Source organism: Methanobacterium aggregans, assembly GCF_017874455.1.
GTDB classification, from domain to species: domain Archaea; phylum Methanobacteriota; class Methanobacteria; order Methanobacteriales; family Methanobacteriaceae; genus Methanobacterium_C; species Methanobacterium_C aggregans.
The window spans coordinates 164539-189414 of sequence record NZ_JAGGLN010000005.1 but is presented as its reverse complement, the minus strand read 5'-3'; the positions used below and the strand labels follow the sequence as shown (position 1 = coordinate 189414).

The following is a 24876-nucleotide window of genomic DNA, read 5'->3' as shown; positions in this document are numbered from 1 at the left end:
TTTATCCCTGTTCATAATTTTATTTGAATTGATCGCACTTTGCTAAGGCACAACTGAATAAAAAATCGATATTTTTTTTGTGCTTTAACAGGGCACGTTTATTGAATGTGTAGTAAATGTAGTTACCTTCCTTTTCTGCATGGAGGATCTTAACTGTTTTGAGTACTTTAAGGTGCTGTGAGGCTGCAGGCTGTGTCAGGCCCATTATATTTGCCATCTCAGTTACACTGATCCTTTCTATTTCACCTGAAGCAAGCCAACGAATCAGTATGAGCCTGTTACCATTGGCAAGTGCCTTGAAGAGCTCTTCCAGTTCTTCCTGTACCTCAGGGTCGTGACCATGATCTATCTCCAGCATGGAACATAAGTATATAAGTATATGCTTATATACTTTTCTCTTGTGGGATCAAGGAGATTCAAAAGAGTTGAATGGTTGCTTTGATTCAAATAAAAAGCAAAATTAGGTTGTTATATCAAATAAAATGAAAATTACAAATGCAATCCAGTTAAGTTCCAATCAGTGTATTCAATAACACAAGTGTAATCAAATAAACTTAAAATTTTAGTGTATTTTAGTATAGTAGTGAGATTAAGTATAACAAAAATAATGATTAACCTAAGTACATTAGTGAAATTAAGTAAACTATAAAAGTTGTGTGAACTACAGAGGATATCCTGCCTACATAAACAGCTTCTGTAATACCATGTCTGGAAGTGTGAAGTACGATGAAGATATGATTATTCAGACATTCTATGAAAAAATTGAGCAGATCGCCATTATGTGGACATCCATATGGGCCACACTTTCAGAAAAGGAAAAGGACATTATCACAACCATCATTGAAAAGGGACCTTCAACTTGGAGTGAGTTGCTGAGTGAAGTAGAATTTTCCAATAGGACACTTGCAAAATATGTGAATGTACTTAAAAATAAGGGGATACTCTCACATTCTAATAAGAAGTACACAATTGATGACCATATGTTGTATGCATGGCTCAGGTATAAAAAGGAAAATGATGGATACTACCCTCCATAAAATTTCCATACACTTGCCATTTTTATAGAACACTCATTTTATATATAGATTTATGGTTTTTCATGCCCACAAATAACCCTGACCTGAGGGTACTCCCTCAAAAACTCCAGAATATTATCCAGACTCTTCTGGGCCCTCTCAACGTTCCAGGTGTAACTTGAGGGTGCAACACTGCGTTCCAGGTTTTCCCTGATGAAGCAGGCATCAATGGTTAGAAGTAAAGGTCCTCCTAAGCCGTTAACCAGAAATGACATGTGCCCCTTTGTGTGGCCAGGTGTGTGGATGGCCCAGAGGGATCCGTCGCCCAGTAAATCAGCAGATGGCCCCAGTGGAGGCATGGTTTCTACAGTAGAAAAATCTATTTCATGGATAGCTTCAAGGCCCTTGAAGTAACCTCCGTAGTGAAATGGCTTGGATTCCAGGCATTTTTCACCCTTACCAATCACGTACTGAATATCATGGGGTAACTCCCTTATCCCGGCCATGTGGTCCGAGTGCAAATGGCTTAAAAATACTCCTTCAAGTTTTATTCCCCTTTTATTCAGATGATAAGCTATGTTTTCATCTTTTTCCTGTTGGAACTCGTCTGTGAAGATCCATGAAAAAATTCCCCTAACATTACCCCTTGGATCGTTACAGTAAGACGCATCAAGCCCAGTATCAAGGAGATAATCTCCAAAATCATCATGGTGCACAAGATGGGCCATTATCGGGACTTCCAGGTCTTCATCCTCAATATGACCTGCATTGAGATGTTTAGGATTCAGTGTTCCCCTCATATTCAGAGTTACAGTTCCTGTTTTAAAACTTTCCACTGTAACTGGTCTTGGATTGCTGAAAACATCCTTCCATCCTTTGTTTGAACTTTTTTTTAATGGAAATGGTACTATTTTCATATTTTACATCCCTTAATCTGGTTTAACCATAAAATATCTTTAATAACGAGAAATTATCTTTAATAACTATCTTTAATAACGAGAACTTTATTTCCAATGTTATCTACTTCACACAGCTTAAACTATTCTATATGATTTTCTACATCATATCAATAAAATATTGAAAAAAATGATTTTAAAAGGATTTAATTCCCAATAACCTGCCCTAAAAAGGATTTAAAAGAGAATATAAAGTGGATTTTAGTAATAGCCTAATTTAATTACTTTTATTTAAAATTTAAAATAAAACTATTAAATGATTATTTTCGTTGAACTGAAATGTCAGCATCAGTAAAATAAACTAAAAAAAATAGGGGACTATATAAAAAAAAATATGAAAAGGTTTTAGGGAAATAAAAGCCATTTTAAATCCTATTTTGAACTCGTTTCCCCAAAACAACTTTCAAGAACCTCTTTTTCAGGAGGTTTGGTCAGTAAGCTCACAGCGATTGTCACGATAAATGCCAGTGGCAGGGCAACAACTAGGGGGTCTACAACCGGCCATGGCATGGTTGTTACAAGTACACTGCTTCCTGTGAGCCATTTACATATTCCAAGACCTGCAGCTTCCTTCTTGTGCATGAAAACCAGCCAGAACAGGCTCATGAATGTTCCTGTTAGAAGTCCTGCTATTGCTCCGGGTTTGGTTGCACGTTTCCAGAAGAGTGCGCATACGAACATTGGCAGGAAAGCTGATGCACAGAGTCCAAAGAATATGGATGTTCCCTGGGCAACCACACTTCCTGGGAGGAGGTAGGCCACGATCACTGCAATGACAACAGCAACCAGAATTCCCATACGGGTTATGAGAACAGATCTCTGGCCTTTGTTACCCTTCAGGGTTTCGTAAACATCCCTACCTATTGCTGTTCCCTGAACATGGAACTGGGCACTTATTGTGGACATGGCTGCTGCAAGGAGTGTGAGCATGAACAGGTATGCGAACCATTCAGGCATTGCCATTTTTATGAATATGGGTATTATGGAGTCCACGTTTCCCCCTGCAACATCAACTGCAATCTTTCCAAGGTGCTGGAAGAAGTAAACATTGGAAAGTGAACCTACAACATATGCTGTGAATGTCATAACGAATATGAAAAGCCCCCCCATAAGCACTGCCCTGTTGAGCTCCTTACTGGACTTAACTGTCATGAACCTCACTGCAAGCTGGGGTTGGGCAAGGGCACCTATTCCCACACCTAGTATTATACTGGATACAAGGGTCCACCACCAGGCGCTTCCAAGTACTGGGGATGAAGTCCACCCTGTTGCTCCCATTGCCACCATCTCCTGGGGCATGAGATAAGCCATGTTGGTAAGAGCCTGGTGGGCTGCTGTAACCCCTCCCAGGGTCCAGTAAATAAATCCCAGTAAGATAAGCATTCCAACGAACATTATGGTTCCCTGGAGAGCATCTGTGTACATAACACCCTTTATACCACCTAAGATAACGTAAATTGCAATGATGGATGCCAGTATAATGAGTGCAATGTTGAAGTTCATTGACAGGGTTGTCTGCATAAACCTTGCGGCCCCTATGAGAACTACCGATGCATAGAGTGGCATTGCACCGAATATAATAAGTCCGCTGAAGTACTGGATGAATTTACTGTCAAATCTTCGGGCTAAAAATTCTGGGAACGTCAATGCACCCATTTTTTGTCCCATCTTTCTTGTACGTTTTCCAAACAATACGAATGCTATAAATATACCTACTAAAATGTTCAAGAATACAAGCCACAGAATTCCCATTCCAAACTGGCCTGCAACACCTCCAAAACCTACAATTGCCGCTGTACTTATGAAAGTGGCACCGTAGCTTAAAGCCATGATGTAGGGGTGGGTGTCTCTACCTGCAACCATGTAGTCCTCAGAACTGTTGGTTCGTTTCCAGGCTACGTATCCAACGTATCCCACCATGAGGAGGTATATCAAAACAACAACACTAAATATCAATATGTCCATAGTTTAACCTCATCATCTTTTTTTATTTTTAGGTAAATCCATCAAAAAGACTTGATCAAATTGATAACCTGTTATAATCTAAATATTATAATTTTACGTCAAAAACTTGCAGAAATTAGATGTTTATTCAAGTTTTTAGACTTCCAAGTTTTTATTGTAGGATGGATCGATTCACTGAAATTCTACAAATCTATAATGTTTAATCCTTATTAATGTTGATCTCCATATAAAAACTCTTTTAATTAATTTTTGTACAGTCTTTTTTTATGTTGATCCTAAATGAGAACTTCAAGGAACTGGAAGCCCATATGAAACCATGAAAAAGTGAGTTGTATAAAAAATGGCTCATTTTAAAAAAAAAGGTGGAAATTATGGAAGAGTTGGTATAGATTTGGGTGTGATTCTGGTAAACGCTTTTATATCTCCTTTATCATAAAAAGAAACGTTTGTGAGGGGGATAACCAAATTAACATTACCGGGAAAGCCCCAATCTTCCCAATATTGTAGTCCCTAACCTCAATCCCCCCTCAAACACCTATCTTTAACATTTACAAATACCCTTAAAATGACTTATTAAGGATTTAAGTGACTTATTAAGGATTTAAGTGACTTATTAAGGATTTAAGCTGAAATTATGGGTTTTAATTCTATTCATTTTATACTCTACAATTCAATATCATTTTTAGGGGATTTAAGTTCCTTGTTCTTCCATCATCCTGTTAAGATCATTGCAAAACTCCCCAGTTTAATTGTTGTTCTTGATTTTTTTTAATTGTAAAAAAATTTTTTACATCCCCACAAAATAAGTTCATAAAATTTATTTTAGGTGTGAATCAAGTTCTTTCAAGGGCATGTTCCCCACATAAACCACAAGGCAAATATACCTTCATTTCCATACCCTTTTTTATTCAAAATGTTTCTATAAAAGAAACATATAAAACCTATAAATCAGATTTAAAAAAAAAGATAGTTCTTTAAACTTCAATTATTAAGTGCATTGAATTGAAGTTCATAAAAAAAAATTCACATCGTGAAGAGCATATTTAAAAGATTTTAAAGGATTTAATGATGGCTCTCACTACAGGAAGCATGTTCAGGGGATAAAATGATCTGGAACGAAGAAAAAGAATGTATGTCCCAGGAGGACAGGGAAAAACTACAGCTTGAAAGATTACAGAGTATCGTTAAAGTGGCCTATGAAAATGTGCCCTACTACAAAAAACTGTTCAATGATGCAGGAGTTAAACCAGAGGACATCCAAAGCCTGAAGGACATAGAAAAGATCCCATTCACCACTAAAACAGATCTGAGGGAAGCTTATCCCTTTGGAATGTTTGCAGTTCCGCGCAGGGAAATAGTGGAACTCCACACATCCTCTGGAACAACAGGAAAACCCACAGTGTCAGGTTACACAAAGGGAGACCTTGAAATATGGAGTGAATGTATGGCAAGGGGTTTGACCATGGTTGGGGTTACAGAGGATGATGTTATCCAGAACACTCATGGTTACGGTCTTTTCACCGGAGGTTTCGGTGTTCACTACGGTGCACAGAAGATCGGGGCAACTGTAATACCCATATCAACAGGTCAGACCAAGAGGCAGATGGAGATAATGCAGGACTTCGGAACAACAGTCCTCATAGTAACACCTTCCTATGGGTTGTACCTTGCAGAAGAATTTGCAGATGAAGACATAGACATGGAAGACCTTGATCTTAAGGTTGTTGGATTTGGGGCTGAAGGATGGACTCAGGAGATGCGTGAAAAGTTAGAATCAAAGTTTCATGTACCCGCATACAATATCTACGGCCTTACAGAGATAATGGGTCCTGGTATTGGCCTTGAGTGTCATGTTAAGGATGGTCTGCACATATTTGAGGATCATTTCTACCCCGAGATCATAGATCCCAAAACCCACGAAAACTTGCCAGATGGTGAGAAGGGGGAACTGGTACTGACAACCTTAACCCGTGAGGGAATGCCACTTCTGCGCTTCCGTACAAAGGACATAACACGACTTAAAAGGGGCAAATGTGAGTGTGGAAGAACCCTTGTAAGGATTGAGAGGATCACGGGGCGTTCGGATGATATGATGAAGATAAGGGGTGTTTCAATATTCCCATCCCAGATAGAGAAGGCTCTCCTGAAGATCGATGGCCTGGAACCCCACTACCAGATCATTGTTACACGTCCAGGACACCTGGATGAATTGGAGATACAGGTTGAAGCATCACCAGAACTCTTTTCAGATGAAGTCAAGGAACTCGTTGGGATCAAGAAGAAGATCGAAGAACTGGTTCACAGTGAAATAGGCCTCAGGGTTAATGTAACTCTTGTGGAACCTAGAACCCTTCCCAGAAGTCTGGGAAAAGCTGTAAGGGTTATTGATAAACGAGACGTTGGTATTTAATAGCATATCAATATTTTGTAACAAAATGTACTGTAAATTGCATTCACGTTAATTTACGTTAAGCAAAAAAAAAATTAACTGTAAATAATCATTAGATGGTGATAAAATGAAGTTAAAACAGTTGTCCATATTTCTTGAGAACAGAAAGGGTAGAATGTGGAATGCACTGGATGTGCTTGAAAAAGCAGGGGTCAATTTAAGGGCACTTTCAATTGCAGACACATCAGAATTCGGAATTTTAAGGTTGATAGTACCTGAACCTGATAGGGCGCGTGAAGTCCTTGAAGAGAAGGGTTTTCTTATAAAGATAGGTGAAGTGATAGCTGTGGGAATACCTGACCAGCCTGGAGGCCTCAACAAGATCCTTGGAATACTGGACAAGTCCAGCATAAACCTGGACTACCTCTACGCCTTCGTTGAGCAGAATAAAAACAGGGCAATAGTTATCCTGCACCCTGAAGATATCGACGCTGGAATTGAGGTGTTGAAAGCTGGTGGTGCAGATGTTCTGACAGCTGAAGAGGTTTACAGCCTCTGATTTTATTTATTTTATTGTACCTTGCTGTTTTTAATATTCAATCCTCTGCCAATCAAATTCATATTCATGATATGGAAAGAGGACATCTTACTTAGCCGAACAAATCCTAAACCCTTCCTCAAAGGCTTTCATGTTGATGGGTATACTCTTTTCAGGCAGGTTAGACCGCATTGAGTCAAGTATCAACTCTTTATTTAATGGGAATCCTTCAACTGCTGCTGCACCTCCCAGCATGACCATGTTAAGGGATAGTATGTGTCCTGCGTTTTTTGCAATAGTTTCAGCATCCATTGCAAATACTTCTCCTGTTTTGGATTTCAGTTCGTCCATGATGACATCAACATCGGGGTAGGGTACCTGGCTCTGCCTTAGGTTGGACGGATAAATTGGGGATGTGTTAACAACTACAATGGTTTTTTTGTTGAGTTTTGGAAGGGCCCTTAATGCTTCAAGGGGCTCAAATGCCAGTAAAAGATTTGCTGTGCCCTCATTGATTATTGGGCTGTAGGCATCACCGATTTTCAGTTCCGTGGACACCACCCCTCCCCTCTGAGCCATGCCGTGTATTTCGCTCATTACAACATTTATGTTGCTTTTCATTGCTGCTTCTCCAATAACAGTGGAGGTTTTAATTATTCCCTGACCACCTACACCTGAAATATAAATATTATAGGGTTTCATCCTTGATCTCCTCTATTAAATCTTTAAATCATTTAGTATAAGTTCAATTACTGTAAAATTTTCATTGATTATTATTATTTAAGCTAATTTTTGTTGAGCTTGATTTGATTGGGAAAATTTTAGGAAAAATTTAAGGAAATTTTTAGTGTTCCAAAAGTGAGTTTTCCTAAAAAAATGTTCAGTTCATTGAAATTTACTTCTTAACACCTATGGCCCTTTCAGGACATATCTGCACACATACATTACATTTTCTGCAGAGCATTGGGTCTATGTGAATAGATTCATCCTTTTTCGCGTAAATTGCAGGGCATGCTAGTTCTTCAAGGCAAACTAAGCATTTGTCACATTTATCCTGCTTGACATCAATCACAGCATCGCTTTTAGGTCTTTTCCTGTCTTTGATGAGCATGCAGGGGTACCTTGATACAACAACTGCCACCCCATCGTATTCCAGTGCTTTTTCAAATGTTTCCTGGGATTTTTTCACGTTCAGGGGGTTTATTGTTTCTAAAAATTTAACACCAGCTGCCTGGACTAGGTTCTCAATTGAAACTTCAGGTGCCTTGTATCCCATTCCATCAACAGGCAGTCCAGGGTTGGGCTGACCTCCAGTCATTGCTGTAGTTCTGTTGTCAAGTATAACCAGTACGAATCTGTTTTTATTGTGAACTGCATTTATGAGGGCTGGTATTCCTGCATGGAAAAATGTTGAATCTCCTATGAAGCTCACTATACTCTGACTTGTTGCCTTTGAGAATCCACAGCTTGTTCCTATGCTGGAACCCATTGACAGGAGGTAGTCTGCTGCATCATAGGGGGAGTCTATTCCCAGTGTGTAGCAACCAATATCACTGGGGTGGATGATGTTTTCGATTTCAAGGTTTTTAGCTGCTCTTCGGACTGAATGGTATGCAGCACGGTGTGGACAGCCAGGGCAGAGTGTTGGTGGGCGGGTTGGAAGGGGCAAATCCCTTGATTCCACAATTTTTTTGGTCAGTAGAGTGCCTGTGACCTTTCCCAATCCTTCAAACACTATATCTGGACTGTACTCGTAGATCATAGGGAGTGTGGCATCGAGTTTCCCATGAACCTGAAGTTTCAGGCCATGTTTTCCCACTGCTGCAAGTACTTCTTTCTCCATAATGGGGTCAACCTCTTCAACCACCAGCACACTTTCAAGACCTTCCATGAATTCTAAGAGCAGTTTTTCAGGGAATGGATTAGAAAGGGTTATTTTCAGAACGTTCACTGGCAGTTTTCCCTCAGTTACAACATCCATGACGTAGTTGAAGGCACTTCCACTTGTTACGACACCTATCTTCCCATTGTTGTCGAATATCCTGTTCAATGGTGATCTGTTGCTAAGTTCACCTATTTTTTCCATTTTTTCAACGAGCTCCCTATGCATCTCCCTTGCAGTTACTGGAACTGGTACGAAACGTTGGGGGTCACGTTTAAAGAAGCCCTTCTTTGGTGATTCAGTTTTTGGTCCGAGTTCCACAACCCCCCTCATGTGGGATATTCTGGTTGTGGTGCGCATGAGCACAGGTATTTGAAATTCCTCTGATAGTTCATATGCATCTTTCATGAGGTCTTTGAGTTCCTGGGGACTGGATGGTTCCATCATGGGCATGTTTGCAAGGTGTGAGTAGTGTCTGTTGTCCTGTTCGTTCTGGGATGAGAACATGGAAGGATCATCTGCAGATAGTATCACCATACCCCCGTTAACACCTGTGTAAACTGCACTCATAAGGGAATCTGCTGCAACGTTAACCCCCACGTGTTTCATGAAGGTGAATGATCTTAATCCAGAAGCTGCAGCAGCTGCAGAAACTTCAAGTGCCACTTTTTCGTTGGTTGAGAATTCAAAGTACAATCCTGCTTCATCTGCTATCTTGGAAAGCACGTCACCTATCTCTGATGAAGGTGTTCCAGGGTATGTGGATGCAACTGCAACGCCTGCCTCTAATGCTCCTCGAACGGCAGCATCGTTTCCAAGGAGAAACAGTTTATCGTTCTCTTCTCCGGTTAAAACTTCTTTTATCTTCATAAGAATCTCCTTTGACTTATTGAACAATTATTAAAATGTATGTAAATCATTGAATGGTTTAATATTTTTATTAGATGGTATTTAATGTCCTATTTCTATTAGATTGTACCTATCTACAATTAAAATTTTTTATAGTTACTCCCCCTATTTCATAATGAAGAAGAAAATAATGAAGTATAAAGGATGAAGCATGGAGAGAATGAAAAAAACCCGGATAAATGATCTGGATGTTGAGTATGAGGTAATCCCACGGAAGGTTAAGTACCCACGTTTGGAAATTAAAACAGGTTTTTTGAAGGTAATAGTTCCAGAGGGTTATGATGGAGCAGACAGGCTTGTTGAGAAGCATAAAAAATGGATCTATGACCGTTTGTGCAGGCTTGAAAGTTCCAGGCAGAAAGCCAGGAATCGCAGCTTAAACCTTGAAAGAACTGATGAAGAGTTTAGACACCTTGTCAATGATCTGGTTCATGAATTTGCAAATTACTTGAAGGTTGATTTTGAGGTTGTACGTTTCAGGAAGATGAAATCGCGCTGGGGTAGCTGCAGTTCCACAGGAAACATTAACATAAACCGTTACATGATCCACCTTCCATATGAACTCATAGAATACGTTGTTTTTCATGAAGTAGCACATCTCGTTGAAATGGGGCATAACAAAAGATTTTGGAACCTTGTATCCCAGAAATTTGGAGATTACAGGGAGTTTGAGGATGAACTTTCCATATACTGGATATTGATACGTGAAAGATTCATAGACGTTGCCAAAAATTAGATACCCTAATATTTTGCTTCCAATTTCTGTCTTAATTTTTCTGAATCAATTTCAAGGGGTCACTTCAATTAGTTTTTTTAGCCCAGTTTTAAGGGTTCTTTTTAAAAATTTTATATAATATATAACACCAATAATTTACTGTCACATGTTAATCTAGCATGAAAGATAATTTTCCTGAATCCATTGAAGAATGTAATGGTTATGGATTGATGCAAATAGATATAATCAAGGAAAAGCACAAAAAAAATTTGTGAATCCTTATCATAAATCTTTTTTAAATGTAACTCGGAGATAGAAATGATAAAAATTAAAGTTCTAAGATATGATCCTGAAAAAGACAGCAAAGCACATTTTGAAACCTACGATGTCCCTAAAAAGGATAAAATGAAGGTTTTAGATGCTCTGAATTATATAAATGATGAGCACAATGCAGATCTTGCCTACAGATATTCCTGTCGTGCAGGGCAGTGTGGTTCATGTGCAATTAAGGTAAACGGAGAAGTTGCACTTGCATGTAAATCTGAAATAGAAGATGGAGACGTACTGGAGCCCCTGGATTTTCCAGTCCTGAAGGATCTTGTTGTTGACAGAACAGCTCTCGATGAGAAAACAGCAAAGATGGGACTCTTCCTTGAAAGTGGATGTGAAATTGGGGAATGTCCTGCAGTCATGGATCCCGGTGAATATGCAGATACGAAGAAGATCAGAAGCTGCATCGAATGTTACTCCTGTATTTCAGCATGCCCAGTTGTTAAGGAAACCAAAGAGTTTGCAGGACCCTACTTCATGCGTTACCTATCAAAATTTGCCCTGGACCCTCGTGACTGCGGTGAACGTGCAGGTGAAGGAATTAAGGATGGTCTCTACTGCTGCACCTCCTGTTCTAAATGCGTTGAGGTTTGTCCAAAGGAGATAAACACCTTTGGAGGGGCCATTGAAAAATTAAGGGAAATAGCCTACAATGAGGACATAGGTCCACTTCCAGCCCACAGGGAAATCTGGAAGTCAATAAAAAGGACTGGAAGATCAGTTGAACCCTCAGGTGAGGGAAAATTTGCTGAAGGATTCATAAAAGCTGCTTCAACTAAAAAAGTATTAAAAAGTGCAGATAAATCTCCTGAAAAGCCCAGAGTAGCTGTTTTCACAGGGTGCATGGTTGATTACAAGCTGCCTGAAATTGGAGTGGCACTTCTCAATGTCCTTAAAAAGCATGGAATTGATGCAGAAGTTCCAGCAAATCAGATATGCTGTGGTTCACCCCTTATAAGAACCGGGCAGACAGATATCATAGAGGATGCTGTAAAGCAAAACTACGAGGCTCTTAAAGATTACGACACCATCATAACTGTTTGTGCAGGCTGTGGTTCCACCCTTAAAAATGATTACCCCCGTTACGGTGCCAATCTCAACGTTAAGGACATAAGCGAGGTTCTGGTGGATAATCTCAACACAGAGGATATGAAACCCCTTGACATGAAGGTTACCTACCATGACCCATGCCACCTTGCAAGGGGTCAGGGTATACGTGAAGAACCCAGATCAATACTCAGTAGAATCAAAGGTGTTGAATTTGTGGAGATGGAAAGTCCAAACCAGTGCTGCGGTGCAGGTGGTGGAGTGCGCTCTGGAAAACCTGAAATAGCAGCGGGACTGGGTAAGAAGAAGGCCCATATGGTTGAAGACCTTGATGTGGATGCAGTTGTTACAATATGTCCCTTCTGTGAGTACAACATACGGGATTCGCTTGAAGCAGAGGGTCTTGGAAGTATAGAGGTTTTAAATCTGTTAAAACTTTTAGAGAGAGCTTACAAATTATAATAAATTGAAAATTAACACAAATAAATCATTAACAAAAAAAGACAGTTATAACAAGAGCTGATAAACAAAATGATATACGTAGTTTTTGTGGAGCCTGAATCTCCAGGAAACATAGGTTTTCTTGCACGAACCATGAAGAACTTCGGACTTTCAGATCTGGTACTGATAAATCCATGCCAGCTGGAAAATGAATCCTACTACCAGGCCATGCATGCAAGGGAAGTTGTGAGAAACGCCAGGGTCTACGATTCACTCCCAGAATTCCTTGAAAGTGAGGGAATAGATTTTACAGTGGGAACAACTGGGGAAGCCGGGGGGAGCTACAACATTCAGAGGATAGCTGTAACTCCTGACAAATTTGCAGAAAATCTCAACGTTACTGGTAAAATGGCCCTGCTCTTTGGAAGGGAAGGTAACGGGCTTTCAAATGATGAGATAGAACTCTGCGATGTTGTTGTTACAATTCCAACCCATGAGAACTATCCAATAATGAACATAACCCATGCCGCTGCAATCGTGTTCTACGAGATATTCAAAAAGAAGAAAAGTTACCCTGTTGAAGAACTTGAAGAAGCATCTAAAGATGAGAAGGAAGGACTCATACAATCCATGGATGAGATCGTTAAAAAACTGGGATATCCAGAACACAAATGTAAAAATGCATCCCTTGTGTTTCGCAGAATTATTGGCAGAGCTTTTATATCTGGAAGGGAAGCACATACATTGAAAGGTACTCTTCGAAGAATAAATGGAAGATTGGTAGAGAAATAAACTGAATCTATTTAAAAGGATTAAGATAACTTAAATTTAAAAGGAGTAAGATAACTTAATTTAAGCAAAATAGTTTTTAAAAAATATTCGATTGAGTTACTGATAAAAAAGATAGGTTAATGATTAAACACGTTAAGGTGGCCTGAGAATGTTCTTCGGTATCAATCCCATATACATCATTGGATTTATAGTCTTCCTCCTCCTGATACTCATGCTGCCCTCATTTTTGAGGATGCGTGCAATGTCCAAGATCTCCAACTTCACAGTGGAAGTTGAGGGAATGGTTGAAGAATCAAAAAAAGTTCTCATCAAGCTCTGCAATGAAAAGGGAAATCCAGAAGAAGATCCAGAGGCAGCTCTGGATAATTTTCTTGAGTTCTTTGTTATCACACCTGTGGAGCTTGACCCAAACGGAATTGTTCGAAAGTTCGAAAAGATACTCGATCTCAGTGAGGACAGGTTCAAACATATGTCCAGTACCCTAGCACCGGAAGCCGATGAAGAGTGGAGTTCAAACATAATAATGACAATTAAGGCAACCCTTGGTATAAATGGAGTTGCAAAAATGGTCCGCCATAACCTGGAACTTGCAAAGAAAACTGGAAACATCCAGATACTTTTGATGCTCCAGATGAGCCTTCCAATGATAATGAGAACTGTCAAAGCTCAGTTCGATGGAATGCATGCATTTTCTGAGGGCAAACCCGTTGGAGATGGGATTGGACCCCTTGTTGCAGGTAAACTCCTGGAAGATGTTGAAGATGAGGATATTCATGAAATAGGGGAAATGGTGGTTGCAGAGAAGGACTTCAAGGGACGTGAACTCATCATAGCACGTGCACAAGGTCCAGGTGCGAGGGTGGGGAAAGTTGGGAAAGTTGTAACCTCAATTATCAATGAAAAAAATATTAAACGCATTATAACGGTTGATGCTGCAGTCAAACTTGAAGGAGAAAAAACAGGGACAGTTGCAGAGGGCATAGGTGTTGTTATCGGTGGCCCTGGTGTTGATAAATGGCTCATCGAGGAAGAGCTTGTTAAATCGGACCTTCATGTTGATGCTGTTATCGTTAAGATGAGTCCTGAAGAGGCAATATCCCAAATGACCAATGAAATTTTTGAATCATCCCAAAAAGCTGTTTCAGTGGTTGAAAATGCAATTTTACAATCTTCTGAAGGTTCCAAAGTGCTGGTTGTGGGTGTTGGTAACAGCTGCGGAATACCAGTTAAGGTTGAAGAACTATCACAGATAAACATCAAAGAAGATAAAAAAACAATAAAAAAGAGGACATGAAATGGCCATTTTAAGTGACAGAGACATAAAAAAGTGCCTGGAAACAGGCAAAATACTTATAGAACCCTTAGAAAATCCAGAAAGGCAGATACAACCATCATCAGTTGATTTAAGGATTGGAAATGAGTTTAAAGGGTTTAGAATAATAAGGAAACCATGTATAGACCCAATGGACAAAACAGACATTGATTCATACATGGAATCATTTTACATAGATGATGGTGAGCCTTTCATAATCCACCCTGGAGAATTTGCACTTGCAACAACCTATGAAACTGTTAAACTTCCAGATAACCTTGTTGCAAGGGTTGAGGGACGTTCGTCAATGGGAAGACTGGGTATAACCATGCATGTTACAGCAGGATACATAGATCCAGGTTTTCACGGGAGAATAACCCTTGAAATATCCAACATAGGCAAAATGCCAGTTGCCCTTTACACAGGTCAGAGGGTTTGTCAGATAGTGTTTGAAACAATGACATCACCTTCAGAGAAACCATACGGACATCCGGACCGTGACAGCAAGTACATGGGTCAAAAACGTCCAGAAACAAGTAAGATCAAACACGACTACGAGATCGTAAATGGATCCAAGTTTTAAAGGATTATTTCAGTGTTTAAAGTTTAAAAAATTTTTAATTATTTAAAATATTAAAATTAACAATTCTTATGAATTAAATTTCAAAATATTCTAATTTAAAATAAAATTTTAAAAATCAAACATAATTAAATGAGATTTGAGAGGATTTGATATGACTGATAACGATGTTATGAATATCGCCAAGAAAAGGGGATTTATATGGTCCTCATTTGAAATATACTCAGGAGTTGCAGGTTTCTTTGATTACGGCCCACTGGGCGCCATACTTAAAAACAACATCATAAACAAATGGAGAAGCTACTACGTGGTGAGAGAAGGATTTTATGAAATAGAATCCCCAACCATAATGCCAGAAGAAGCACTAAAAGCATCAGGACACGTGGACCACTTCACAGACCCCATGACTGAGTGTAAGGATTGTATGGAGGTTTACCGGGCAGATCACGTCATAGAAGATGCAATAGAAAGGGATGTTGAGGGCCTTGAAAACCAGAAGCTCACTGAAATAATCTCAGAAAACAAAATTCCATGCCCAAAATGTGGAGGCCACCTGAGCCATGTTTGGAGTTACAACCTCATGTTCCAGACCCTTATCGGGGCTAAGGGTAAAAAAACAGGCTACATGAGACCTGAAACTGCGCAGGGAATATTCATACCCTTCAAAAGACTTCTACGCTTTTTCAGGGGAAAACTACCCTTCGGCGTTGTTCAGGTGGGTAAAGCCTACAGGAACGAAATATCACCACGTCAAGGAGTTATAAGGCTCAGAGAGTTCACACAGGCAGAAGCGGAAATATTCGTTGATCCCTCCAACAAAGGTCACCCCAGATTCAGTGAAGTTGCAGACCAGGAACTCACACTCTACTCCGCAGAGAATCAGATGGCAGGAGAAGACCCTGTTAAGGTAACTGCAGGTGACGCTGTTGAAACTGGTCTTGTGTCCAGCCAGATGCATGCCTACCAGTTATGTCTTGCTGAAAGGTTCCTGTCTGAACTTGGAATTCCAGATGAGGTTATGCGGTTCAGGCAGCACCTTCCAACTGAGATGGCCCACTACGCAATTGACTGCTGGGATGTTGAGATTCAAACAGACCGCTTCGGCTGGGTTGAAATAATAGGAATAGCTGACAGAACCGATTTTGACCTTAGATCCCACAGCAAGTACAGTAACGAGGATATGAGAGTTTTTATTGAATATGACGAACCTAAAACCATGAAGAAGGTTGTTGCAAAACCTGATATGAAAAAGTTCGGACCACTCTTCAAGGGCGATTCCCCCAAGATCAAGGCAGTTCTGGACGAAACTGATGCATCCATTATCAAAGAGGCCTTTGAAGCTGAGGGAGTTTTCAAGGTGGAGGTTGAGGGTAAGGAATATGATCTACCCGCGGATCTTGTGAGTTTTGAGGAGAAGGATGAAACCATAAGGGGTGAAAAGATATTTCCACACGTTATTGAACCATCATTCGGTATAGACAGGATACTTTACTCAGTACTTCTGCACTCATTCACAGAGGATGAAGAAAGAACTTATCTGAAGCTTCCAGAGGATGTTGCACCTGTAAGTGTCAGTGTCTTCCCCCTCGTGAACAAGGATGAACTCCTTGAAATTGCATATAAAATTAGCGATGATCTACGTGTGAAGGGCATAATATCAGAGTACGATGCTTCCGGTACCATTGGAAGGAGGTATGCAAGATCAGATGAGATTGGTGTTCCATTTGCAGTTACAGTGGACCATGAAACCCTTGAAGACAAGAGGGTAACCATAAGAAATAGGGACAGCCTTGAACAGGTTAGAGTACCCCTTAAAAATGTTTACACCATTTTAAGCGATCTTTTAAGTGGAAAAACCAGTTTTAAGGATATTTAAACTTTTTAATCATTTAATTAAGTTTTGATGGACTTAAAACCCATCACTTTTTCTTAAAAAGTTTTAGCAGTGCATTATTAAATGAAAAATTTTGTACAAAAAGGTGTTTAAAAAAAGGTGTTTAAAAAATTTTAAGCCCAAAAAAAATAATTTATTTATTTACTAAATCTTCTAACTCTTCCTTTGGAATTAATTTTGCGACTTTAAGTTTTGTTGGGCATCTTCCAAGTTTTATGTCATGTTTTTTGGCAATTTCCTTAAGATCCTTCATGGTTGCTTTTTTAGCCATTTCTTCCACATCCATATTGAAACCTCCACAACATACGAATTCAATTATTACTTTTTATCCAAACCCACTTCAACTAATTTTAATTTGAGTGATTCATTGTGCTACATAAATTGGAATGATCAGGAACCCAAAAAAAATTTGGGGGTTACATTAAAATCCAATCTTGAAAAGTTCGGCCTTTCCCTTGTAATACTCAAAGAGATCATTTCCCCATTTAACAGCTTCTGGATCATCACTTACAAGGTCCCTTGATAGATCATATTCTCCATTGGTAGAAAAAAGACCTAAAGACAATGCTGTATCAGTTACTGTAAACGCAACATTAACTTCTTCCTCTTTTATCTTCCATATTTTAAGCTTATTCTGCAAAAAGAGTTTTCCAAGCTTTATAAGGGTTCCGGGATCCATACTTCTCATTGTTTTGTTCATTATTTTATTTGTGAGTATCAGTTCCACATAGACATCATTTTCAATGATGGTTTTAAATTCTTCTATAAATTCTGGTTTGAAAATGGGTGATACTCCTTTTATTACTTTTGATTTGTGTAATAACTGTTTAAAATTTTCAAAGGTTTTTAGTATGTCTGTGAGTTCAGATTCCACGAGACATGATCTCTCAAGATCCCCCAACCTTAATACAAACTCATGAGGGATAGAAGTTATATCATGTTTGAGCCAAAATTTCTCATTTTTTTTTACAACAGAAAGAGTTTTTATGAGTTCAGCTAGCTTGGTGCATATGATGATCCCCTTTTCTGAGAGGGAATAAGCATCACCATTTTTGAACGCAAAGTTCTGATCTTCAAGATCGTTTAGAACGTGTTTAATTGCAGATGAATCTAACTCAAGTTCTTCCTTTAAATCCTTTAATTTACAAGGCCCTTCATTCAAACACATCATGATCTTTGTACGAACAACTGACATCGATAAAAACTTTAGATCATCTTTTACATCATCATAAATATCCAAAACATTGTTTAAAGTCATAATTAAACCTTCTTTATTCTATTGATTCATAAAATACTGTGAAAACTATTTAATATGATCACTGTTATAAAATCATAATTTTCAATTTCATCCTAAATCATTGAAATTAATACCTTCACATGATCTATTTTATATAGATATTTTGAGGTCTTTATAAAAAAACTTTTGTGTAATGCACATGTGCAAGTTTTAACTGAATCTATGTCTTGATTTAAAAACATCAATGCACATATCCATGATGACCGCAGGTTTGGATGTTTGAACCCCATGATTTATATTCAAGGCCAAACTTAGGTTCAGATACAGAAGAGGTATATCCAAAAATTAAACATCTAATTTCATTTTTAAGGGTGATCTTATGATAGATGCACATGTACATGCCGATACAAGGCCCTACGAAGATTTTGAAAAAATGGCAGTGGCAGGCGTTGAAAAAGCAGTGAGCTGCGCCCATGACCCCCTCAGAATGAGCACTTCAGACGTTGTGCTGGACCATATAAACCGCATACTCAAAAATGATACTAAAAGAGCCGCTGAAAATGGTTTGAAACTGTACGCTGCAGTTGGAATACATCCAAGAAGCATTTCAAAGGATTGGGAAACAGTACTCAATGAACTCCCCTATTTTCTTGAAAAAGAAAATGTTGTGGCAGTTGGAGAGATAGGCCTTGAAACCACATCAAATATTGAAAAAGAAGTTTTTAAAAAACAGTTACAACTTGCTGATAACATGAACATGAAGGTCGTTGTCCACACACCCCGACAAAACAAGTACGAAGTTGCAAGGGTTACATCATCAATACTGGAAGAGATGATAAACCCCTCCCTTGTACAGCTGGACCATGTAGACAATTCCATAGTGGATATGGCTGTGGAACATGATTGGAACCTTGGACTCACTGTTCAACCTTTGAAGGTCACTCCTGATGAAGCTGTTTCCATGCTCAAGGAGTACGGAGTTGACAGGTTTGTACTCGACAGCGACATGAGCTCATCCCCATCTGATCCTCTATCCGTTCCCAAAACTGTTCACAAAATGAAACTTGCAGGTTTTGAGGATTCAGAAATTAAAAAGGTTTCCCATTCAAATGCAGCAGAGTTCTATGGAATCTAAAAAAAGATTTGATGAATTGAACAATGGAATCAACCCCCAAGTCTTTGGATACACTGTGATGCCACGTTGTTACCCTTTTTCAGGCATTCTTCAATGTCCTGTTTTTTAATCAAAGAAGAGATGAAACCTGCAGCAAAGGCATCTCCAGCCCCGGTTGTATCAATAGATTCAACTTCATTGGTAGAAACTTTTATGGAACCTTCATCTGTGTAAGCAACTGCACCATCCTTTCCACGTGTTAAAACAACCAGGGGCACTCCTTCATCAATTAAAAATTGTGCACCTTCAGATTCATGCATTCCAGTTAACAGTTCAACCTCTTTCTTATTTAAAAAAAGTACATCTGATTTTTTTATAACTTTTTTCAGGGCATTCCAACCATAGTGGGAAAGTAATGTTCCAGGGTTTAATGAAAGAGTATTTGCATGTTTGGATGCTTCATCTAACACTTCAAGGTAGATTCCTGTAATATGAAGGATTCTTGAGGATCTTATGTAATCTACATCATCTTGAAGTAGGGTGAACTGTGCATTTGCACCCATAAATGTGTAGATTGATCTTTCCCCATTCGGATCAACTGCTATAAATCCCATTCCTGTCTTTTCATCCAGTGATAAGAGCCTATCTATATCCACGCCTTCTTTCTGGAAATTATCCGTTATTAAACTGCCAAAGTGGTCGTTACCAACCCTGGCCATGATCCCTGTTTTTAAGCCCATTCTAGACGTTCCAAGTGCGAAGTTGGCTGCTGAACCTCCAGGCAACTGTAAGAGTAATTGAATATCTGCTTCATCCTCAGCCCCAATGAACCGTGAAACCTTCATTATGAAATCCATGTTGCATGTTCCAAGTGCAGCAACGTCCCTTTTAAAATCATTCAAGAACTTCCACTCCCAACTCCTTTTATCATTATATATTTTATATGAACCTTCTAAAGTAAAATTTTTTTTAAAAAAACATTGAAAAGCTTAAAAACCTTAAAACAATTAAAAAAAACCTACTTTAAATGAGTTAAATCTAAAAAAACAACAAGCAAATCTTAGGGTAATGGGTTTATTATGTTTGGGTAAAATAGAAGGCTTAGATTTCTTAGTTAATAAAACAGTGCAAAACTGAGATCTGTTAAAACTAACATTAAGATGAATATTGTTAAAGGATGGATCCTTAAATTGGAATAAAAAAATAGGGATGTAGTTGTAAAAAGTTCAAATTCCAACGAACTTCTTCAGCTTTCTTAGAATACCATCTTTATCAGGTTCTATGGGCTTGTAAGGTTTTCCCAGCATATCTGCTGCAAGCTGCATCACTGCATTGCTTGTTGGTGATGATGGGTTTAATTCCACAATTGACCTTCCCATTGCCATTGCCCTCTCCATTTCCCGGTCGTAGGGTACAAGTCCAATCATTGGAACCTCCAGTATGGATTCTATCTCAGTTGGTGATAGAAGGAATTTGTCATCGTACCACATGTTCAGTACGAATCCAACTATCTCGATGTTGAGTTCGTTGAAGAGAATTCTTATTTTAAGAGCATCTGCAACAGAGGCCATTGTTGAATTTGTAACCAGTATAACTTCTGTTTCTTCTGGAAGACCATCAAAAATGTTTGAATTGATTCCAGCAGGCAAATCCATCAGGAAAAAGTCACCATAATCCGATACCTCATTCATTATTTTGTTCCAGGAGATATAATTAGGGTTTATATGTTTAAGGGTTTCAAAATGTATTCCTGTTGGAACTACACGAACTCCCTGGTTAATCTCATAAACACAGTCCTGTATGGATTTTTCACGGATTAAAACGTCATGTAATGTGACTTCAGGGTTTAAGAGCCCTGTTATAACATCCATGTTTGCCATTACAAGATCCGTGTCAAGCATAACCACTTCTTCTCCAAAAAGGGACATTGAAACGCCCAGATTAAATGTTAGGGCGGTTCTTCCAACACCACCCTTACCTGAAGCAAATGCTATAAATCTTGACATGTTCTACCAGTTTTCCAAATGATACTGTAAATCAGTTTTCCAGTTAATGAATATCCACCAAATCTATCCTTGCTTAACATTATCTTCTGCCTAAAAGGCCTTCAACAAGTTTGGATATAACACCTTTTTTATCTGGCTCAATTGGCTGATAATCTTCGCCAATAAGATCTGCACCCAGCTGCATGATGGCATTACTCGTAGGTGATTTAGGGTTTTTCACAATAATTGGTTCACCAAATGCTGCTGCTCTACTAACCTCTGGATCATCGGGTATTACAGCAATTACTGGTACTTCCAGTATGGTTTCAATTTCATCCATTGTAAGGAATGTTTTATCGTGCTGTTCCCTGTTTATAACAACCCCTATAATTTCAACGCCAAGTTTGTTTGCAATTATCTTAGTTTTCAATGCATCACTTATGGATGGAACCTCTGGTGTTGTGACAAGTATCATTTCCTGGGCAGCTGCTATGGCTGCAAGGGCATCCTTCTCAAGTCCTGCAGGCGCATCTATAAGTAGAATGTCTGAACTTTCCACAAGTGTCTCCAGAGCATTCTCCAGCCTGTCCAATTTAATTTTTCGTAATCCCTCAAGGGATATTCCTGCAGGAACAACTTTCACTCCTCCAGGACCCTCATATATAGCATCTTCTATATCTGCATCTCCAGAAAGCACATCATGCAGGGTTACAGATTTACCCTCCATTCCAAGGATAAGTTCAAGGTTTGCCATTGCAACATCCGCATCCAGAACTACAGTTTCTTCACCATAGGTAGACAGTGCAACCCCTAAATTACCTGTTATGGTTGTTTTTCCAACACCACCCTTTCCAGAAGCAACCGTTATAACTCGTGTCATCTGATACCTCCTAATTCATCTCTACATTTATATCAAATTCATCTACAATTTCAGGGTATTTTCTAAAGCTTTTTCTTATCTGTATTTGGGATATATTGATTATTTGCCTTTTTAAGTTATCGGCATCTTTAGATTCTCCCCGTATCCTTGAGAAAAATCCCTGAGATTCTGATTCAATAAGCACATTAACATGTCCAGAGAGTCCATTGGTGTTGTCCAAAAACACCATTACCTCTGCACCTCTTATTTTAGGTAATCCCAGTACTGATTTTTTAATCTTATTCATAAGGGTCAGTTCTATCTTTTCAACATCCCTCTCATCCACAGAACCTCCCTTATAGGTATCTAAAAGATTTTCAACGTCTTCTTCATTGACGTCTCTGATACCGTACTTCTTAAGAAGATCCGATCTGTCAAGGGGAACTTCGGGTTCAGGCATTTCTTCAGTTTGGGGGGTAGTTTTTGATATCTCAGTTGCAGTTTCTAACTCCTCAATTCCCTCTTCTGTTGTTTTCATGTCAACCAGATCATCCTTCGAAATATTTACGGGATTTGATGGTTCTGGTTCTCCAGTAGCAACTGATGGATTTGAAGCCTCCTCTGGAACATTAAATTCATTTAACTCTGTTTTCGTCACAGATTCCTCTTTTAAATTTGATTCAACTTTATTTGAAACCTCAATTTCAGGTTCTTCAATCATTTTAACAGGTTCTGTTTTGGTTTCATTTGATTCAGATCTTTCTACTTCATGAACCTCTTTCACTTCTTCAGGTTCTTCATAAGCCCTGGAATTTTTGAGTTCAGAGAGAAGATTATCTGTTTCAGATTTTAAATTGATTATATAATGTTTGTTCAAGTCCAGAAGAAAATCTATCTGGGATCTTTTAATATCAAAAACTTCTACCAAGGTTTTATCATTTTCAGTTACACTTTTTATTCTTTCAAGGGCATCTAACTTTGAATATGTATCATACGATGCTGCAATTTGTTCTCCTTCCTTAAAAAGCAGGTAACCATCTTCAGAACCGGAAGTCACCCTTATAAATCCATTGTGCTTGTTTTTAGATAATTCTCCAACGAGTTGGTTAAAATCAATTTGATCTGCATAAGAGACCCTGGAAGGTTTAGTTATTGGCAGCTCCATTTTTCATCCCTCTATATAAATGTAACCCATTTAAAAACATGTTAATTATAAAAATATTGAATTTAATTTCTATCTTTTAGCATATATTTGAACCCTATTAAATTAATCCTATAAAACATGTATAAAAAGTTATGGCATTTACAAAAAAATTGATAGGAATTCTGGGTTTTGATGTTCCTAAATTTTTAATTGACTGTTCCGTTGTGACAAGATCTATGACATATTAATCTTGTTTCTGTTGATTTGTGGTTACAGTGATTAACATAGTCACAGTATTAGGTTAATGAGACTTTCTAGAACCATTAACCTACCCTGATCATTTCCTTATTAATTTGATCTCAGGAGGAGTGATTATTATTATATTACCATTTTTACTCAGTAATATGGCTTCCCCACCGGTGTTAATACGAAATGCCTTTAGTTTTTCCCCTGCAATTTTGAAATCTTCAAGACTTTCCCTTTCAAGGAGACTCATGTCCATGATTATTGGATTTTTCTCTTCTACAATCTGATTGAGGGCGAAGTCAAACTCATCAAGGTTTTTGGCCTTCATAAGAATTATTTCATAGAACGAATGTTCTGGAACTATTATGGTTTCCTGTTCTTCCCTTTCTTCGTCTTCTTCTAAACCAATATTTTTCTTTATAATATCCAGCATGTCCTTCATTTCTTAAATTCCCCTATATGATCAATAATTACTTTCAGTAATCTTGATGCGCCGCCATTGAGTCCATTGGCTATATCAACAGCAGGCAGTCCGTATTCCTTCTCATATTCAGACAGATCACATGGTTCTTCCACGTTTCTCAGGTTCAATGAGATTCCAACAACCTTTGTTGGTTCAACAGCTTCTATTGCCTTTACTTCATACTCTATTCCAGTTGGTTCCCTGTAGGGATGGTTTGGCCTGTGACAGACAATTGTTGCATCGGGCATTGCTCCAAAGAGTATTGCAGCTGAAAGACCCTTTGGATGAGGGTTTCCCCTTTCTGTTAAACTTGACTGACCTTCAACAAATATTATATCTGGATCTTTATTTTCTTCCATGTACTTTATGGTTCCCATAACAGCTGATGCAACGTCCATCACTGAAAGGCTTCCTGCACGGAAGTTCACATCTGCAGGTTTTTCAAGACCCATTTCATCAGTTGAAATTACCACAGCATTCAAACCCATTTCTTCAGCTGCTTTACCCAGCATACGTGTGGTGGTTCTTTTACCACATTCCTGTGAAGTTCCACCAACAAAAACAACAGGTGCCTTGTGTTTGTAGGTTATTTTAGGAAGGGTTTCTGTACATTTTGGAGGTGCAACACCAAATATTTTCTTTATAACATCCAAACGAGGACTTATTTCCTTGAGAGCCACTCCCTTTGATTCTGCAAATTTTATGAGGGACTCGTTCTGTGAAATCGGTAGTGATCTGAAGGATGCAACAACGTTTTTACCGTTGTCAATGGCTTCAACTGCGTATTTGAGTGCTGTTCCCTCAGCACCAATTGGGAGCATTATTGCAACACTTTTAGCATCGGTTTTCTGGATGACTTCACTGAGATTTCCTGATACAGTGAGATTGCAGAATTCTTTGCCCTGTTTTCTGGTGTCGTCATCAATAAAACCCACGGCTTTTACACCTTCAAAATTAGAAAATTTTTCTCCTCCACCCCCACAGCCTATTATTATGAATGGGTTGAGTTCCTGTAGTTCCTCTACCGAAGTTATAAAATACAAAAAAATCACTCCTTATTAT

The 24876-nt window shown here is 38.7% G+C and carries 23 protein-coding genes; 10 read left to right on the top strand and 13 right to left on the bottom strand.

Going from position 1 to position 24876, the window contains the following annotated elements; translation table 11 throughout:
• Window positions 1–19: 19 nt before the first annotated feature.
• Entirely contained in the window at window positions 20–358 is a 339-nt protein-coding gene (locus J2756_RS09295) for an ArsR/SmtB family transcription factor (protein WP_209584936.1), read from the bottom strand.
• A 298-nt stretch (window positions 359–656) separates the two neighbouring features.
• Here J2756_RS09295 and J2756_RS09290 point away from each other — a divergent pair, with 298 nt between their 5' ends.
• Window positions 657–1037: a hypothetical protein gene (locus J2756_RS09290; RefSeq protein ID WP_209584934.1), complete on the top strand. Its 381-nt coding sequence runs from the start codon at window positions 657–659 to the stop codon at window positions 1035–1037.
• Between the two features lie 50 nt (window positions 1038–1087).
• On the opposite strand, the gene J2756_RS09285 is transcribed toward J2756_RS09290, so the two are convergent.
• Window positions 1088–1933 carry an MBL fold metallo-hydrolase gene (locus tag J2756_RS09285; RefSeq protein ID WP_209584932.1) on the bottom strand — a complete coding sequence of 282 codons (846 nt, stop codon included), beginning with the start codon at window positions 1931–1933 and terminating at the stop codon, window positions 1088–1090.
• A gap of 411 nt (window positions 1934–2344) precedes the next feature.
• Window positions 2345–3937, bottom strand: coding sequence for a sodium:solute symporter family protein (locus J2756_RS09280; protein WP_209584929.1), 1593 nt, complete (start codon window positions 3935–3937; stop codon window positions 2345–2347).
• A 1105-nt stretch (window positions 3938–5042) separates the two neighbouring features.
• Between J2756_RS09280 and J2756_RS09275 the strand changes: the two genes are divergently transcribed.
• Together J2756_RS09275 and J2756_RS09270 are read left to right on the top strand one after the other, a co-directional pair.
• A complete protein-coding gene (locus tag J2756_RS09275; RefSeq protein ID WP_209584927.1) occupies window positions 5043–6347 on the top strand; it encodes a phenylacetate--CoA ligase family protein in 1305 nt (434 codons plus the stop codon).
• Between the two features lie 106 nt (window positions 6348–6453).
• Window positions 6454–6885: an acetolactate synthase gene (locus J2756_RS09270; RefSeq protein ID WP_209584925.1), complete on the top strand. Its 432-nt coding sequence runs from the start codon at window positions 6454–6456 to the stop codon at window positions 6883–6885.
• Window positions 6886–6972: 87 nt separating this feature from the next.
• Here the strand turns inward: J2756_RS09270 and J2756_RS09265 are convergent, their stop codons facing one another.
• Together J2756_RS09265 and iorA are read right to left on the bottom strand one after the other, a co-directional pair.
• Window positions 6973–7566: an indolepyruvate oxidoreductase subunit beta gene (locus J2756_RS09265; protein ID WP_209584924.1), complete on the bottom strand. Its 594-nt coding sequence runs from the start codon at window positions 7564–7566 to the stop codon at window positions 6973–6975.
• 193 nt (window positions 7567–7759) lie between these two features.
• Entirely contained in the window at window positions 7760–9616 is a 1857-nt protein-coding gene (gene iorA, locus J2756_RS09260; RefSeq protein WP_209584922.1) for an indolepyruvate ferredoxin oxidoreductase subunit alpha, read from the bottom strand.
• Between the two features lie 190 nt (window positions 9617–9806).
• Here iorA and J2756_RS09255 point away from each other — a divergent pair, with 190 nt between their 5' ends.
• From J2756_RS09255 to glyS, 6 genes are all read left to right on the top strand, one after another.
• Window positions 9807–10391: a M48 family metallopeptidase gene (locus J2756_RS09255; protein ID WP_209584920.1), complete on the top strand. Its 585-nt coding sequence runs from the start codon at window positions 9807–9809 to the stop codon at window positions 10389–10391.
• A 297-nt stretch (window positions 10392–10688) separates the two neighbouring features.
• Complete coding sequence (gene tfrB, locus J2756_RS09250; RefSeq protein WP_209584919.1) at window positions 10689–12209, top strand: fumarate reductase (CoM/CoB) subunit TfrB; 1521 nt, start codon at window positions 10689–10691, stop codon at window positions 12207–12209.
• 69 nt (window positions 12210–12278) lie between these two features.
• Window positions 12279–12980 carry an RNA methyltransferase gene (locus J2756_RS09245; RefSeq protein WP_209584918.1) on the top strand — a complete coding sequence of 234 codons (702 nt, stop codon included), beginning with the start codon at window positions 12279–12281 and terminating at the stop codon, window positions 12978–12980.
• 148 nt (window positions 12981–13128) lie between these two features.
• Window positions 13129–14274, top strand: a complete 1146-nt coding sequence (locus tag J2756_RS09240) for a DUF1512 domain-containing protein (RefSeq protein ID WP_209584917.1) — start codon at window positions 13129–13131, stop codon at window positions 14272–14274.
• Window position 14275: 1 nt separating this feature from the next.
• The gene (dcd, locus tag J2756_RS09235; protein ID WP_209584916.1) at window positions 14276–14875 is read left to right on the top strand and encodes a dCTP deaminase; all 600 of its coding nucleotides are present in this window, start codon (window positions 14276–14278) and stop codon (window positions 14873–14875) included.
• Window positions 14876–15026: 151 nt separating this feature from the next.
• A complete protein-coding gene (glyS, locus tag J2756_RS09230) occupies window positions 15027–16748 on the top strand; it encodes a glycine--tRNA ligase (RefSeq protein WP_209584915.1) in 1722 nt (573 codons plus the stop codon).
• Between the two features lie 151 nt (window positions 16749–16899).
• Here the strand turns inward: glyS and J2756_RS09225 are convergent, their stop codons facing one another.
• On the bottom strand, window positions 16900–17052 hold the full coding sequence (locus J2756_RS09225) for a hypothetical protein (protein ID WP_209584914.1): 153 nt from the start codon (window positions 17050–17052) through the stop codon (window positions 16900–16902).
• 135 nt (window positions 17053–17187) lie between these two features.
• On the bottom strand, window positions 17188–18024 hold the full coding sequence (locus tag J2756_RS09220; RefSeq protein ID WP_209584913.1) for a helix-turn-helix transcriptional regulator: 837 nt from the start codon (window positions 18022–18024) through the stop codon (window positions 17188–17190).
• A 358-nt stretch (window positions 18025–18382) separates the two neighbouring features.
• Here J2756_RS09220 and J2756_RS09215 point away from each other — a divergent pair, with 358 nt between their 5' ends.
• Window positions 18383–19138: a TatD family hydrolase gene (locus J2756_RS09215; protein WP_209584912.1), complete on the top strand. Its 756-nt coding sequence runs from the start codon at window positions 18383–18385 to the stop codon at window positions 19136–19138.
• A 29-nt stretch (window positions 19139–19167) separates the two neighbouring features.
• On the opposite strand, the gene J2756_RS09210 is transcribed toward J2756_RS09215, so the two are convergent.
• The 6 genes from J2756_RS09210 to J2756_RS09185 form a co-directional block, all read right to left on the bottom strand.
• A complete protein-coding gene (locus tag J2756_RS09210) occupies window positions 19168–20019 on the bottom strand; it encodes a carbohydrate kinase family protein (protein WP_245316015.1) in 852 nt (283 codons plus the stop codon).
• Window positions 20020–20343: 324 nt separating this feature from the next.
• On the bottom strand, window positions 20344–21123 hold the full coding sequence (gene minD, locus J2756_RS09205) for a cell division ATPase MinD (RefSeq protein ID WP_209584910.1): 780 nt from the start codon (window positions 21121–21123) through the stop codon (window positions 20344–20346).
• A gap of 79 nt (window positions 21124–21202) precedes the next feature.
• A complete protein-coding gene (gene minD, locus J2756_RS09200) occupies window positions 21203–21982 on the bottom strand; it encodes a cell division ATPase MinD (RefSeq protein ID WP_209584908.1) in 780 nt (259 codons plus the stop codon).
• Window positions 21983–21992: 10 nt separating this feature from the next.
• Entirely contained in the window at window positions 21993–23126 is a 1134-nt protein-coding gene (locus J2756_RS09195) for a DUF2226 domain-containing protein (RefSeq protein ID WP_209584906.1), read from the bottom strand.
• 316 nt (window positions 23127–23442) lie between these two features.
• The gene (locus tag J2756_RS09190; protein WP_209584904.1) at window positions 23443–23793 is read right to left on the bottom strand and encodes a cell division protein SepF; all 351 of its coding nucleotides are present in this window, start codon (window positions 23791–23793) and stop codon (window positions 23443–23445) included.
• Window positions 23790–24857: a DUF1611 domain-containing protein gene (locus J2756_RS09185; RefSeq protein ID WP_209584903.1), complete on the bottom strand. Its 1068-nt coding sequence runs from the start codon at window positions 24855–24857 to the stop codon at window positions 23790–23792. The genes J2756_RS09190 and J2756_RS09185 overlap by 4 nt, the downstream gene beginning before the upstream one ends.
• Between the last annotated feature and the right edge of the window lie 19 nt (window positions 24858–24876).

Bases quoted from the DNA above. Each gene is read 5' to 3' on its own strand.
- J2756_RS09195 (WP_209584906.1), bottom strand. From the start codon at position 23,126: ATGGAGCTGCCAATAACTAAACCTTCCAGGGTCTCTTATGCAGATCAA.
- minD (WP_209584910.1), bottom strand. From the start codon at position 21,123: ATGTCAAGATTTATAGCATTTGCTTCAGGTAAGGGTGGTGTTGGAAGA.
- J2756_RS09240 (WP_209584917.1), top strand. From the start codon at position 13,129: ATGTTCTTCGGTATCAATCCCATATACATCATTGGATTTATAGTCTTC.
- iorA (WP_209584922.1), bottom strand. From the start codon at position 9,616: ATGAAGATAAAAGAAGTTTTAACCGGAGAAGAGAACGATAAACTGTTT.
- J2756_RS09215 (WP_209584912.1), top strand. From the start codon at position 18,383: ATGATAGATGCACATGTACATGCCGATACAAGGCCCTACGAAGATTTT.
- J2756_RS09280 (WP_209584929.1), bottom strand. From the start codon at position 3,937: ATGGACATATTGATATTTAGTGTTGTTGTTTTGATATACCTCCTCATG.
- J2756_RS09285 (WP_209584932.1), bottom strand. From the start codon at position 1,933: ATGAAAATAGTACCATTTCCATTAAAAAAAAGTTCAAACAAAGGATGG.
- dcd (WP_209584916.1), top strand. From the start codon at position 14,276: ATGGCCATTTTAAGTGACAGAGACATAAAAAAGTGCCTGGAAACAGGC.
- minD (WP_209584908.1), bottom strand. From the start codon at position 21,982: ATGACACGAGTTATAACGGTTGCTTCTGGAAAGGGTGGTGTTGGAAAA.
- tfrB (WP_209584919.1), top strand. From the start codon at position 10,689: ATGATAAAAATTAAAGTTCTAAGATATGATCCTGAAAAAGACAGCAAA.
- J2756_RS09275 (WP_209584927.1), top strand. From the start codon at position 5,043: ATGATCTGGAACGAAGAAAAAGAATGTATGTCCCAGGAGGACAGGGAA.
- J2756_RS09270 (WP_209584925.1), top strand. From the start codon at position 6,454: ATGAAGTTAAAACAGTTGTCCATATTTCTTGAGAACAGAAAGGGTAGA.
- J2756_RS09220 (WP_209584913.1), bottom strand. From the start codon at position 18,024: ATGACTTTAAACAATGTTTTGGATATTTATGATGATGTAAAAGATGAT.
- J2756_RS09190 (WP_209584904.1), bottom strand. From the start codon at position 23,793: ATGAAGGACATGCTGGATATTATAAAGAAAAATATTGGTTTAGAAGAA.
- J2756_RS09245 (WP_209584918.1), top strand. From the start codon at position 12,279: ATGATATACGTAGTTTTTGTGGAGCCTGAATCTCCAGGAAACATAGGT.
- J2756_RS09295 (WP_209584936.1), bottom strand. From the start codon at position 358: ATGCTGGAGATAGATCATGGTCACGACCCTGAGGTACAGGAAGAACTG.
- J2756_RS09265 (WP_209584924.1), bottom strand. From the start codon at position 7,566: ATGAAACCCTATAATATTTATATTTCAGGTGTAGGTGGTCAGGGAATA.
- J2756_RS09225 (WP_209584914.1), bottom strand. From the start codon at position 17,052: ATGGATGTGGAAGAAATGGCTAAAAAAGCAACCATGAAGGATCTTAAG.
- J2756_RS09255 (WP_209584920.1), top strand. From the start codon at position 9,807: ATGGAGAGAATGAAAAAAACCCGGATAAATGATCTGGATGTTGAGTAT.
- glyS (WP_209584915.1), top strand. From the start codon at position 15,027: ATGACTGATAACGATGTTATGAATATCGCCAAGAAAAGGGGATTTATA.